This window comes from Vibrio sp. 1159 (genome assembly GCF_033340395.1).
Lineage (GTDB): Bacteria > Pseudomonadota > Gammaproteobacteria > Enterobacterales > Vibrionaceae > Vibrio > Vibrio alginolyticus.
Map to the genome: position 1 here is coordinate 334,490 of NZ_JAWOWL010000002.1, position 12,323 is coordinate 346,812.

A 12,323-nucleotide genomic window follows, 5' to 3' on the forward strand; every position below is an offset into this window, starting at 1 on the left:
CATTACACCGCGTTAAACAAAGCTTGAGTAAGCTTGTCGCTGGTAGAAATTGTCTTTGCGTTTGCTTGGTAGTTGCGTTGTGCAGTCATTAGAGCAACAAGCTCGCTGGTTAAGTCAACGTTAGAACCTTCTAATGCACCCGGAGTTAGGTCACCCATCGTACCTGAACCCGGAACACCCATAATTGGAGCACCTGAGCTAAAGCTTTGAGTCCATGATGTTCCACTCACTTTCGCTAAGCCTTGTGTGTTTGCAAAATCAGCAAGAACAACCTGACCTTGTAGCTGTGATTGGCCGTTAGTGTAAGTCGCGTAAACCATGCCGTTACCTTCAACGCGTACACCTGCAAGTTCACCTGACGTGTAACCGTTAGGGCTATTAGTACTTACGCCAAAAGCTGCACCAAATTGCGTGCTGCCTTTCAGGTTAATGTCTACACTCATCGCGTTCGCGCCTGCTGCAGGGAATGAAACATTAAACGGCGCAGTCGGTGTTGAAAGCGAGCCGTCTTTACCAAACGTTACAGGCACAGTTGCTACTGGCGTCGTACCGCCATCTACTTGAACGTTCACTTCCCACGAGTTAGAAGCAGTCTTAGTAAAGTACTGAGTTACCGTGTGCGAGTTACCCAATGAGTCGTAGACTTTTGTTGTGTAAGACGAGTTAAATGAGCTTGGATCTTTTGGATTGAATGGCGTTACGGCTTTATCAATAACAGACGCGCTTGCGTCGAAGTTCGCAACAAAATCTAAGCTGTCTGTTGCTTTAGCATTCAGTGAGGAAGTCGATACCTGAATATTACCCACAGAACCTGTCATTAGGTTGTTGTTGCTATCGACACTGTAACCTTGAAGCTTTGCACCGCTGTTAGCCGTAACAAAGTTGTTCTTATCCGTTGAGAACACACCTGAACGTGTGTACAACATTTGGCCCATATTATCTTTAGTAACAAAAAAGCCACCGCCATTAATAGCTAGGTCCATCGCGCGGCCAGTTCCTGTGATACTGCCGTCTTTGTCGAAGTTCTGTGAAATTGACGCGACTTCCACACCACCAAGTTGCATGCCGTTATATACAGCGGAGAATTCTGTGCGGCCACCTTTAAAACCATACGTTGATGCGTTGGCAATGTTGTGACTGATTGTGTTTAGCTCTGTGTTGGTCGCGTCCAGACCACTTAGTGCGATGTTAAAACTCATAAATAGACCTCTGATTTCCGTATTTGGTTAAGCACCAAACTGAGTGATTTGATAGAAAGGAACGTTGCCAACGCCATGGACATTGACTAATGCTGCGCCACCGGTATTAGGAATGCGCACTTGCTCAACAGTGCCTGCCATCAGCACATTTGGACTTGCTTGCCCTTCTTGCACTTCTACGGCCACTGAGTATTTGCCTGGTTTAAGACCAAGTTCTTCAGGATTAATTGAAAAGTCGACGTCACCTTTACCGTGAGCACCTAGTGGCACTTTAGTTGATTGTCCAAATTCATCTTTAACAACTAACGTGACTTGGTTTGAGCTATGAGCGAGTTCGATTTTTCCGTTTTGTACGTCTTCACCAAGCTGAAATTCATCCGCGTTGACGTAAACCGTTTGCCCAACAAGGCCCGCTGTTGACAGCACTTGCATGTTGTCCAGTAACACCATGCTCTGTTGCATTGTCTTAGACATATTCTCGGTACTTTGTACCTGCGAGAACTGAGCCAATTGACCAACGTATTCCGTACCATCAAGGGGATTAAGTGGGTCTTGGTTTTGAATTTGAGCCACCATCAAAGAAATAAACTCATTCTCCAATGAAGAAGCACTGTTCATGTCTTTAGGGTTTGGTGAGATACCGTTGCTGTCTTTTGCTTTTGTATTTACTGGAGCGTCAGACGATAAAGGGGTGTATTGTGCAATACTCATTAGCTACCCTGCCCTAATCTAAGCAGACCTTGCTGCATACTTTTTACATTGGCTAATACTTCAACATTCGTTTCGAAGCTGCGTGTTGCGGACATCATGTCTGCCATTTCAGCAACTACATCAATATCTGGGTAAAACACATAGCCTTCATCATTAGCCAGTGGGTTGTTCGGCTCAAAACGCTTCTCTGCATCTCCAGCATTTTTAACAACGTCAACAATGCGAACTTCTGCATTGGGATAAGCTCCATTTTCCGTTGTCATTTGCGTTTTTTGGTACACAGTCGCAAATACTGGCTTAAGCGCTTTATAAGCATCTTCTGGATTTGCAGATACTGCATCTGCGTTTGCTAAGTTACTGGCTACCGTATTCAGACGCACAGTTTGTGCTGTCATCGCGGAACCAGTGATCGAGTAAATATCAGTGAATGACATAATTAACGTCCCTCAATCGCTTTCGCTAAGCCATTAAATTTCATGTTGAGAAACGTCAGGCTAGTTTGAAAGTCCATGTTGTTTTGCGTGAATTTTGCTTGTTCAACACCAAGCTCTACGGTGTTGCCATTTTTGCTATTCTGGTAAGGCACCGAGTATTGGGCCTGAACCTGGAACTTTGGCACCGGTTTGTTCACACCACCTGCCGTCACTTGGTTCATTACGGTGGTGAAACTTAGGTCTTTCGCCAAATACCCAGGGGTGTCAACATTTGCTAGGTTACTGGCGAGGACTTTGGTACGCTGAACGCGAAAATTAAGTGCCTCTGGATGTACTCCTAAAGCATTTTCAAATGTGATCGCCATGCATCTTCCTTACAGTTGGCTCGAATACGCCAACATACAAACAAGATACGTGCCATAAAAAATAGCTATATATATCAATGACTTACAAACAAGGATGGAAGCCAAACTTCCGGTTCTCGGAAAGCATTAAAAACAAGAGGAAAGTGTCCACTTCCTCAACAATAATGCTGACGTTACTCGCTTTGACATCAGAACAAGCATTCGCCAACACCAATGACAAAACCCTAAGCGTTGAAGAGATAAAATCCGTTGTAGCAACGGATTTCGAACAAGAGGTGGATCGCGTAGCGCTCTCCAATCAGTGGGGGAAGTACAAACTGGACTTCGACATGTGGGTGCCCGGTTCAGCCAATCACTTGCCAGAATGTGGATCGCCTTTAGTTATCACAGGTCGTGACAACAACACGTTGCCAGTCGGTAACCTCAAGCGCTCAGTCAGCTGCGACAATATCGCATCACCATGGCGAATTAACGTTACGATAAAGTCTTCGCTGACTCTGCCTGTTTTGGTCGCGACAACCACGGTTGGCCGAAATGAAGTCGTAACGGCTAAACACATAAAGCTTGAAACCCGAACCATCTCTCGCCAAGACGATTTTTATACTCGCCCCGAGCAAGCAGTAGGCTTAGAAACCTCTCGTCGTTTGCGGGCTGGACAAGTGGTTAATCCATCCAATTTGTCGGCCCCACCTCTAATCGAGAAAGGCAATGAAGTCATAGTCATTGCGAGCAAAAATGGATTTAGTGCCAGCACAAAAGGAGTCGCCTTAGAAGATGGAGCGAAAGGGCAACAAATTGACGTGGAAAACCCAAGTTCGGGCAAGGTCATAAGAGCAGTCGTAACTGGATTAAACCAGGTTCATACTCAATTTTGATTTTTTGACTCGGGGTAACATTTTTTAATTTTGGCTCTCGTCAGTAACACTGAACTTCGAGTACAAAAAAAATATTTAATGTTTATCACATTCTAACCGCCTACTTAATTTAGAACATGATGATGAGGACCACAGCATGAAAATCGACAAAGTCGCGGGCGGTCATGTCCCACAAACAAAATTACAGCAAGCAAGCAAACAGCCTGTCGACGTCGTCGAACAGAGCAAAGTACACGAGCCTGCATTTCAAGCGAATACCGTAGCGATAGATCGCGCTCAAGCTGAAATGGCATCACTACCTGATGTTGATATGGAAAAAGTAGAACAAGTACGCAACGCATTAGCGCGTGGTGAACTTAGCCTAGATACAAAAGTGTTATCCAAGGCAATCATGCAGTTCCATACAGGTCACGAGTAATAAAACGCTAGGAAGACATCATGGCAAGCGCAGTATCGCAGCGAATTCAACAATTTGTTCGCTCTATATCTGAGGATATTAAGCTTTATCAACAACTGCTTCCTTTGCTTCAGCAGCAAAAGGTATTGTACTTAAAGTTTGATGGAGAGGCACTGAACGACAATGTTCAAAAACAAATGCCGATACTCAATAAACTCAGCCGCTCCGCCAATGACAGAAGCCAGTGTATGCGAGCGCTGGGGTTAGCATGTAATGACGCCAGCGTAAAACGAATTTTCAACGCTTTGCCTGCCCAAATAGGTATGCAAGCTAGAAAACAATGGGCGCTATTGGAAACGTTGGTAAGTCAGTGCCAACAATACAATCAGAGCAATGGCCACAGCTCTGCGGCGTTCCATGAGTTGGTCAGTCAACTCAAACAACCTGTGCAACACACTTATGAAGATAAATCGTTCTAAACGATGTTCGTCTTGCCTACAGATTCAGTCGCCATCTCGGCTGAGTACTGTAGGCCTTTTTATTTTTATTGCCTTTCTGTCCTACCTTCCATTCACATGCCAGGCAAAACCAAATGCTGTCGATATTCAAACGCAGTATCAAGTATTAGCCCCATACAAGCCACAAATTGCCAAGCGTCTCGATTCATCCAAACCGGTAATTAACCACATTTTCAAACAGCTTCAAAACCACTCATTACCAAATAGCCTAGCCTTAGTGCCAATGTTAGAGTCTTCTTACAATCCCAAAGCCGTTTCTCATGCTAACGCCGCCGGACTTTGGCAATTGATACCAACCACAGCGAAACGATTCGGATTAACGATAAATACAAAACAAGACGATCGCTTTGACACAGAAGCCAGCACAACGGCCGCGCTCAAGTACCTGGCGTTTTTATACAACAAATTCGATCAAAATATGGCTCTCACTTTAGCTGCATACAATGCCGGAGAAGGACGTGTTGCACGTGCTATTCAGCGAGCAGGAAGTCGAGATTTCCAACAACTCACGCTGCCTAACGAGACTCGCCAATACGTCAGCCGCTTCTATGCATTGGAAAAGTTGATAGATATCGGTCAGTTACAATCCTCATCATTTCAACCTTTACTCTTGTTTGCTCCAGACGCTCCTATGATTTCACAACCGCTGGTCGACTTTAGCCGACTGCCTCCGCTAGTTAATTTGTGATAAAAGCTACGACAGAGCTCAATGTCAGAGAAACGTAAAATTACAAGATCCTGTTCGGCGAATTTGAAAACTCGTGATCTCTATGCAAACGTGTGCAAAAAAGTTGAGGTAAGGTATCTCAAAGATAAGAAAGAGTAGTGGTTTACTAAAAAGCGCCCCAATTGCGCTTGGCAATTGGGTAGATATGCGTCACATTGCGTTTGCAAAAAAACATGAAAACCAATGGTCAGACCTAATAATTATTTACACACTAAATGTAAAACAGCTATTGTTTTCATAGTTCGAAACAAATCTAACATATCAAGATGACGCTTCGCTTGCGCGTCTGGAATAAGTCCGGGTTCCGGGGGGGAGTCCGGACTTTTTTATTGCTCTAAAATCTTTGCCCACAATAGAGCCAACAGAAGCTAAGTCGTAATGCTGCAAACTAGCTGTTTATAGTAATTCTTTAGAAATCAACTGAAGTAAAAACGTTTCGCGCTCAATGCTCATGCCTTTTTTCGGGCTTTCTGCCATCGTTTTTTCATTGTGTGCAATTGCTTCGTGTATGTTCATCCATACTGGGCGCATTCCATTTTTAACTTCGTAATCTTCATACGCCGTTTCGCCTAGCTCACGTTCGATTTTACATGTATAACAATACGACACCATGTGCATCACGTCAGCGTCATCCTTGTACCACGGACGAAACTCCTCAAAGATTCCGAAAGGCTTAATACCATGTATATTTTGGGCGCCCGTTTCTTCCTCTAATTCACGGACTAATCCAGCAATGACATCTTCACCATCATCAATACCACCGCCTGGTAGCGTGTAGTCATGGTAACGTTCTGTATAGAGCAACAGCACATCTTCACCATCAAGTACAATGGCTCGCGCTGCATTGCGCTGAAAAACAATTTTGTCATCCAAATGCTCTATGTCTGGATGAACGGTCGATTTTAAATGTCTCATCGAAAATACCACGGTCAATGTTTTGTGCGCATATTACCGAATTTCACACTTTAAATCATTGTTGTAGGCCAGGTACGTTCGAGCGCTTGTCAGGAAGTGATTGATATGACCTTCACAACAATACGCCAAGAACAGAAGTGTGACGTGCTAATCAGCAATAAATGAGAATATCTAAATTCTTATACGTCCCTCTTACTTTTAACATCGATAAGACAATAATCTCTTAAAGTTGCCTATAATCAATACAATACTCGCCCACCCCATGCGGAGATAAAGAATGAAAAAGACAAATTTAATGATGGCTATGGCTGCAACATTGGTACTGGCTGGTTGTTCAACTTACGAGGGAGCGACCCGATCAACTGAGTATACCTCCGTTGCAAATCCCGCAGCCGTATACTGTGTTCAGCAAGGTGGTGAGCTGGATACCGTGTCGGAAAACGGCGAACGTGTCACTTACTGTGTGCTGTCGGACAATGAACGCGTCGAGCAATGGGAATACTATCGCGAGAATCACAAAGAAAATGAGGGTGACAACTACTAATTATTTTTATCGATACGTCACCTTCCCTCTATCACTTAGGAGCCTTTGGGCTCCTTTTTATTTGATTTATCAAAGTGTTCTTACGTTGTTTTTACATATCTCTGACTTTACCGCACATCGACCCTATATCGAACAGTGTTCTATTCTTGACATTCCCCTGACATAACTTTCCACTTGGACAATAAAATTCCAAACACAGATCACACTAATTCACATTTCTTCCACATTTTCTGGGACAGGTGAGCAAGATGAAAACACAAATAGTAAAAGAAGCCGAGTCAGCCCCAAGCAACGTTGTTACTGAAAAATCAAAGCGCATTATTTATAAATCGAGTTTAAACGCCTTGATGATTGTCGCTATAAGTATTCTCGTTAACCTTAGTCTTCGTCTTGATTATGTCGTGTTGGGATCAAGCCTTGGCGAGCTTTCCGTTACAGAAACGCTCCAGCTTGTGATGCTTGCTATTGCATCATGGTCGTTTTTCAGCTTATCGAAACAACAGCCTCAGCTAAAGCATGCGGCTATTTTGATTGCAGGATTTTTTGCAGTACTGATTATTCGCGAAACGGACTATTGGACAGACATGATTCATCATGGCTCTTGGGTTTTCCCAGCACTTGCTGTCACCGCACTGGCTTGCGCCAAAGCTTACCAAGGTGGTAAAGGTACCATGAACGAAATGGCGACCATTTTAACGGTGCCACATATGAAGCTATTAGTTGGTGCTGTAATGCTATTATTAGTCTTCTCTCGTTTGTATGGTATGGGTAGTTTTTGGCAACAAGTGATGGACGAAAATTACATCCGTGATGTTAAAAATATCTCAGAAGAAGGTATAGAACTGCTTTGCTACTGTTTGATCGCATTAAGCGCCGTCCGCACAAAACGCGAGCTTAATGAATAGACTCTGGGTCAAAGCGACGGTTCAATGCCGTCAGTATCGGATGGAAGATACTTAATGCCTTTTCCGCAGCACCTACAGATTCATCCAAGGCCGTCATTTCGACGGCCTTTTTCATTTCTTCAATATGTTGCAAAGCCTCTTTATCGAGCGGTAAAGAGAGCAATTTATGAATAGTATCTCTTGCGATCATAAGTGGCTTTTTTCGGACAATTGATAAATCTCGGAAAAATACGCCATGCTTGACCCCTTCTAAATAAACTCGGTAGGTTGTGAGTTCATCGAGTAGCAAGAATGTCTCCGCCATAAGCCCTTTATGTGGGTATGGCACGCTAATATGTTTGCTGATATCCAGTGGAATATTGAGGGTCACCCCCATGGATTCGCAATCGGATTTAAGTACTCGTAATAAGCCTTGCTCATCCATCAAATTCTGGATATCAATGATTCGTTCGAGGTGGTAGTCATTAGACAGCAAGATAACCTCAACCGGATGCCCCAACCATAACTCGAACAACCCACTTTTGCACAAAACTTGGGAAACATAACGCATGTTTTGAAACGTGTTCAACGACTCCGTTTCTAAGAGTATATGACGTTCAGGGAACGGATTCACAGAGTCTGCGTTTAGGGTTCTAAAATACGCGTACATCGCCTCTGCTTCAGAAACACTTTGTCCTTGCGTTACTCCGCCACAAAAAACAATCACCGTTCGCTCTATCGGTAGTGATGCAGTCCTACAAGACAAAGCTTCGACTCTGGTTATGCCCTCAGAGGTCAACCTGTTATTGACGAGGCGTTTACCTAAAACGATGACGATGTTGTCTAACTTCATTTTAAAATCTCGCGCTTAGTTGGCAGTGTTACAAAAATCTTCTTTCACTCCCGACCCACAAGCTTTAACATCTAGTTAACAACACTGTTCTAGAGACCTTTATAAAGGTTCACTGCTAAAGGAAGTCAATTATGCTGTCGATTTTCGATATATTTAAAATTGGTGTCGGGCCATCCAGCTCCCACACTAATGGTCCTATGCTTGCCGGATTCCATTTCACTCAGCTAGTTAGCGACTCTATGGCGAAAGTGCATCGGGTGCAAGTGGACCTTTATGGCTCATTGTCACTGACAGGTCGAGGGCACCATACAGACCGAGCCACGGTCCTTGGTTTGATGGGAAATAAACCTGATACCATCAAAATGAGCAGTGCCAAAAGTGCGCTACAAAATACCATAGACAATAATACGCTCATGCTCGCCGGTACACACCAGATTGAGTTTAGCTACGACCATGACATCGTCTTTCATAGCGACAACCTTCCCCTGCATGAAAATGGTATGACGATTACGGCATTAGACGCAGCTGGAGATCAAGTAGCGTTTGAAATTTATTACTCCATTGGAGGCGGATTCATCGCCACCGCCGACGAACTAGAGAACGGCACGCAACAAAATGAGGTCGCAGTACCATTTCCGTTTACATCCGCAGATGAGATGCTGGAAAAAGCCGAGACGAACGGTTTCAGCTTGGGAGGCATGATCCTCCAAAACGAACTCGCATTTCGCTCAGACGAAGAAATTAACCAAAGAGCAGAGCAAATTTGGAAAGTGATGTCGCTCTGCATGCAACGTGGCTTCGATACGGAAGGGATTTTGGAAGGTGGTCTAAATGTCACTCGTCGAGCACCAAACCTTTTGAAAAAGCTCGAAGCCAACGCTGCAGTTGAAAACGATCCGATGGAGATCATGGATTGGATCAATCTCTTCGCCTTTGCGGTTAGTGAAGAAAATGCAGCAGGAGGGCAAGTCGTTACTTCTCCAACGAATGGCGCAGCAGGGGTGATTCCGGCGGTATTGATGTACTACCATCGCTTCATCAAAGAGCTCGATGTTAAACAGCTAAAAGACTTTCTCGCAGTCGCCGGCGCTATCGGCATCTTATATAAAACTAACGCGTCAATTTCTGGTGCAGAAGTGGGGTGTCAGGGAGAAGTTGGGGTTTCTTCATCCATGGCTGCCGCTGGCTTAACAGCGCTAAGAGGGGGCAGTAACGAGCAGATTTGTATTGCTGCGGAAATTGCGATGGAGCATTCATTGGGTATGACTTGTGACCCGATTGGCGGCTTGGTTCAAGTACCTTGTATTGAAAGAAATGCCATGGGAGCAATGAAAGCGATTAATGCATCGCGTATGGCATTAAAGCGCACAAGTAAATGCTTAATTTCGTTAGATAAAGTTATCGAAACCATGTATCAGACTGGTAAAGATATGAATAAAAAATACCGTGAAACCTCTTTGGGGGGCTTAGCTGTCATAAACCTATGTCAATAGACTACCATCACTGTGATTGAAATGTTTCTTAATGTAGTATTAAGAAAACGAGATTGCAGAGATAGTTATGAGTGTTGATATAGAGCAGATTCATCAAGAAAAATTAGCGTATTCATACATACGCTATTCGTCAAAGCGTCAGGAGTTTGGCGATAGTTTTAGACGACAAACGCAACAGACAAAAGACTTTTGTGAGAAGTATGGTTACACCCTCGCAAACCAGTTTGAAGATCTGGGTGTATCTGGTTTTAAAGATGATCAGGAAGCTCTTCAAGCATTCATTAGAGACTGTGAATCTGGGAAAATAAAAAAAGGCTCTTTACTCATCGTAGAGAGTCTTGACCGCCTATCTCGCAAACAAACTAAAATTGCGCTTCGTCAAATGCTTCAAATACTCGAATACGTTGACGTTTACAGCCATCACGAACAAAAATTTTATCGCTCTGAGGCTGATAATAGCGACAACCAAATGATTGATTTGATGATGAGTATTATGGTTATGTCTCGTGCCTATAATGAATCATTTGCGAAACAAAAACGACTTAAAGAAGCGTGGGACGCTGCAAGAAACAAAGCTAAAAAAGGCATTGGAAAAGTAAAAGGCTCTCTTCCTCACTGGCTTTCACTCTCTCCTGATGCAACTAAATTTATCATTAAAGAAGATCGAACAGACATAATTTTTACGATGTTTGAACTGTCTGCTTCTGGAATGGGTAGCACCCAAATCATCAAGTTTTTAAATAAGAATATTGATAAATACCCTTCTCCATCCCCAAAAACCAAGCTTTGGGTTCGCTCAACCGTTAAACGCATTTTAGGCGATAAGCGTTTGCTTGGAGAACACCAGTTTTTTAAAGCTGATCCAACAAACGTTAAGAAAAAAATTCCTGCTGGCGATGTAATTCCTGATTACTTTCCGCAAGTGATCGATGAAGAGCTTTTCTATGAAGTTCAATCTGGTATGCGAAGCAGAAAAATCAAAGCTGGTCGAGTTAGTTCAACGCACTTTCCTAACGTTTTTCGCCATATTTTAAAATGTGGCTGTTGTGGTGCGTCAATGTCTTATGTAAATAAGGGGTTGATGAATGCGAAAGTGAGAAAACCAACAAAATATTTAGCGTGTAGCGTAGCTAAAAGAAGTGATGAATGTAGCCAAAGTAAGCATTTTAGATATGAGCCTATTGAACACATGTTGATTCATTTGGCTACTGCAAACGGGTTTATGCCGAAGGTTGAATCAAGTGCTGATCTAACGGTGCGATACGAAAAACTTTTAGCTACACACGAGAAAGAGCAGAAACAGCTTGAAATGCTTCTCTCACGAGATCTAACCTCACAAATAATCATGGATAAAATCTCCGCTCTTGATAAATCAGTGCAGCGAATATCAAGCGAGATTCAGGCTCTTGAAGATTTGATTGCTGCGAATAAAGGTCAGTATGAATATAAGGATTTATACCGAGATCTTGTTCTCCTTGATGATGAAATAATGAAGTACTCAAACCGAGCACAATTTAACTCTCATATGCAGCAGGAAATAGATTTAGCTTACTTATACCATCGTTACGGTCAGCCTCACCTTGTGTTTAAAATGAAAAGTGGTTTGGTACACGCAGCTCTTTTAGATCAACAGGGAACATTTGGTGGTTGCTCTTTAGAGGATGGCTCTGACACCTTCAAGCGACTGGAAGGCAAAAACTCTCTTGAAGATGATGCAAGGCTCTGGAAATTACTCAAATATGTTGGTGATATATCAGATGATGTAGAAAACGCCGACTTATATGCACACCATCGCTCTCAAATACATGATTTGATGAGTAAACTTAGTGCAAAACTCAGTAAGTATGTGCAAAAGCCTACGGATGAAAGCCTGTTTGAAGAGATATATGAGTTATCTGACAGGGTTTATGCCGAGATAGGTAAAAACGAAAAAGTCTTCATTGAGTAAATCTGCCCTTAATCTAACAGGCTAAAGGACCGCATCAAGCGGTCTTTTAGTATGTCGCCTCTTCGGTTTCTTTATCTTAAAACGTACCAACTAAATCTTTTATATCTATCTGATATAAAAGGGAATTATAAAATTGCTTTAAAAATCCAAAAAATAAAGCTTGACATTTAATGAAAATAAATGTTGACATTTCATTCTGGTTAATGTTACTATTCTCACCGTTGAAAGAGCTAATTACTTTTTCTTCCTCTCAAAATTGATAGTCGTGGTGCGCCACTTCTACCGCCAAAATATTAAGCAAGAACGGCTTGTCTGCAATGTGCAGATTCATGTTCAACAATCTAAAAGCTTTCCTTCCGCAAGGATCATTGTTCGCTTTGTTCATTCAAAGTGCAGGGATAGATCTATCTGCTGAATCAGAACTACCTTTTAGTTGTTGTCATACCGCCCTCTTATTGCT

At 42.9% G+C, this 12,323-nt stretch carries 14 protein-coding genes; 8 read left to right on the forward strand and 6 right to left on the reverse strand.

The window, feature by feature from the left end:
- Positions 1-2 precede the first annotated feature (2 nt).
- The 4 genes from flgE to flgB are packed head-to-tail and all read right to left on the reverse strand — an operon-like array spanning position 3 to position 2,709.
- Positions 3-1,199, reverse strand: a complete 1,197-nt coding sequence (gene flgE / locus R7127_RS03265) for a flagellar hook protein FlgE (RefSeq protein WP_137282833.1) — start codon at positions 1,197-1,199, stop codon at positions 3-5.
- Between the two features lie 27 nt (positions 1,200-1,226).
- Entirely contained in the window at positions 1,227-1,910 is a 684-nt protein-coding gene (flgD, locus tag R7127_RS03270; protein WP_005384410.1) for a flagellar hook assembly protein FlgD, read from the reverse strand.
- A complete protein-coding gene (flgC, locus tag R7127_RS03275) occupies positions 1,910-2,344 on the reverse strand; it encodes a flagellar basal body rod protein FlgC (RefSeq protein WP_005374012.1) in 435 nt (144 codons plus the stop codon). Before flgC ends, flgD begins: the two co-directional genes overlap by 1 nt.
- 2 nt (positions 2,345-2,346) lie before the next feature.
- Positions 2,347-2,709, reverse strand: a complete 363-nt coding sequence (gene flgB / locus R7127_RS03280) for a flagellar basal body rod protein FlgB (RefSeq protein ID WP_005374013.1) — start codon at positions 2,707-2,709, stop codon at positions 2,347-2,349.
- Positions 2,710-2,786: 77 nt separating this feature from the next.
- Between flgB and flgA the strand changes: the two genes are divergently transcribed.
- From flgA to R7127_RS03300, 4 genes are all read left to right on the forward strand, one after another.
- Positions 2,787-3,584 (forward strand): flagellar basal body P-ring formation chaperone FlgA, encoded by a 798-nt coding sequence (flgA, locus tag R7127_RS03285; protein ID WP_033906286.1) that lies wholly within the window; start codon positions 2,787-2,789, stop codon positions 3,582-3,584.
- A 136-nt stretch (positions 3,585-3,720) separates the two neighbouring features.
- Positions 3,721-4,002 (forward strand): flagellar biosynthesis anti-sigma factor FlgM, encoded by a 282-nt coding sequence (gene flgM / locus R7127_RS03290; RefSeq protein ID WP_005374016.1) that lies wholly within the window; start codon positions 3,721-3,723, stop codon positions 4,000-4,002.
- A gap of 20 nt (positions 4,003-4,022) precedes the next feature.
- Complete coding sequence (gene flgN / locus R7127_RS03295; protein WP_005374018.1) at positions 4,023-4,460, forward strand: flagellar export chaperone FlgN; 438 nt, start codon at positions 4,023-4,025, stop codon at positions 4,458-4,460.
- Positions 4,441-5,187 (forward strand): lytic transglycosylase domain-containing protein, encoded by a 747-nt coding sequence (locus R7127_RS03300; protein WP_054579235.1) that lies wholly within the window; start codon positions 4,441-4,443, stop codon positions 5,185-5,187. Before flgN ends, R7127_RS03300 begins: the two co-directional genes overlap by 20 nt.
- A 435-nt stretch (positions 5,188-5,622) precedes the next feature.
- Here the strand turns inward: R7127_RS03300 and R7127_RS03305 are convergent, their stop codons facing one another.
- Complete coding sequence (locus R7127_RS03305) at positions 5,623-6,141, reverse strand: NUDIX hydrolase (protein WP_005374021.1); 519 nt, start codon at positions 6,139-6,141, stop codon at positions 5,623-5,625.
- A gap of 277 nt (positions 6,142-6,418) precedes the next feature.
- Here R7127_RS03305 and R7127_RS03310 point away from each other — a divergent pair, with 277 nt between their 5' ends.
- On the forward strand, positions 6,419-6,685 hold the full coding sequence (locus tag R7127_RS03310; RefSeq protein ID WP_005374023.1) for a DUF333 domain-containing protein: 267 nt from the start codon (positions 6,419-6,421) through the stop codon (positions 6,683-6,685).
- Between the two features lie 248 nt (positions 6,686-6,933).
- Positions 6,934-7,590, forward strand: coding sequence for a hypothetical protein (locus R7127_RS03315; protein WP_005374025.1), 657 nt, complete (start codon positions 6,934-6,936; stop codon positions 7,588-7,590).
- Here the strand turns inward: R7127_RS03315 and R7127_RS03320 are convergent.
- The gene (locus R7127_RS03320; RefSeq protein ID WP_161440985.1) at positions 7,580-8,422 is read right to left on the reverse strand and encodes a YdcF family protein; all 843 of its coding nucleotides are present in this window, start codon (positions 8,420-8,422) and stop codon (positions 7,580-7,582) included. The two genes, R7127_RS03315 and R7127_RS03320, sit on opposite strands and share 11 nt — an antisense overlap.
- Positions 8,423-8,553: 131 nt before the next feature.
- On the opposite strand from R7127_RS03320, the gene R7127_RS03325 reads away from it, so the two are divergent.
- The gene (locus R7127_RS03325; RefSeq protein ID WP_318141776.1) at positions 8,554-9,915 is read left to right on the forward strand and encodes an L-serine ammonia-lyase; all 1,362 of its coding nucleotides are present in this window, start codon (positions 8,554-8,556) and stop codon (positions 9,913-9,915) included.
- Positions 9,916-9,982: 67 nt separating this feature from the next.
- On the forward strand, positions 9,983-11,863 hold the full coding sequence (locus R7127_RS03330; protein ID WP_213963372.1) for a recombinase family protein: 1,881 nt from the start codon (positions 9,983-9,985) through the stop codon (positions 11,861-11,863).
- Positions 11,864-12,323: the final 460 nt, after the last annotated feature.

Bases quoted from the DNA above. Each gene is read 5' to 3' on its own strand.
- flgE (WP_137282833.1), bottom strand. From the start codon at position 1,199: ATGAGTTTTAACATCGCACTAAGTGGTCTGGACGCGACCAACACAGAG.
- flgD (WP_005384410.1), bottom strand. From the start codon at position 1,910: ATGAGTATTGCACAATACACCCCTTTATCGTCTGACGCTCCAGTAAAT.
- flgC (WP_005374012.1), bottom strand. From the start codon at position 2,344: ATGTCATTCACTGATATTTACTCGATCACTGGTTCCGCGATGACAGCA.
- flgB (WP_005374013.1), bottom strand. From the start codon at position 2,709: ATGGCGATCACATTTGAAAATGCTTTAGGAGTACATCCAGAGGCACTT.
- flgA (WP_033906286.1), top strand. From the start codon at position 2,787: ATGACTTACAAACAAGGATGGAAGCCAAACTTCCGGTTCTCGGAAAGC.
- flgM (WP_005374016.1), top strand. From the start codon at position 3,721: ATGAAAATCGACAAAGTCGCGGGCGGTCATGTCCCACAAACAAAATTA.
- flgN (WP_005374018.1), top strand. From the start codon at position 4,023: ATGGCAAGCGCAGTATCGCAGCGAATTCAACAATTTGTTCGCTCTATA.
- R7127_RS03300 (WP_054579235.1), top strand. From the start codon at position 4,441: ATGAAGATAAATCGTTCTAAACGATGTTCGTCTTGCCTACAGATTCAG.
- R7127_RS03305 (WP_005374021.1), bottom strand. From the start codon at position 6,141: ATGAGACATTTAAAATCGACCGTTCATCCAGACATAGAGCATTTGGAT.
- R7127_RS03310 (WP_005374023.1), top strand. From the start codon at position 6,419: ATGAAAAAGACAAATTTAATGATGGCTATGGCTGCAACATTGGTACTG.
- R7127_RS03315 (WP_005374025.1), top strand. From the start codon at position 6,934: ATGAAAACACAAATAGTAAAAGAAGCCGAGTCAGCCCCAAGCAACGTT.
- R7127_RS03320 (WP_161440985.1), bottom strand. From the start codon at position 8,422: ATGAAGTTAGACAACATCGTCATCGTTTTAGGTAAACGCCTCGTCAAT.
- R7127_RS03325 (WP_318141776.1), top strand. From the start codon at position 8,554: ATGCTGTCGATTTTCGATATATTTAAAATTGGTGTCGGGCCATCCAGC.
- R7127_RS03330 (WP_213963372.1), top strand. From the start codon at position 9,983: ATGAGTGTTGATATAGAGCAGATTCATCAAGAAAAATTAGCGTATTCA.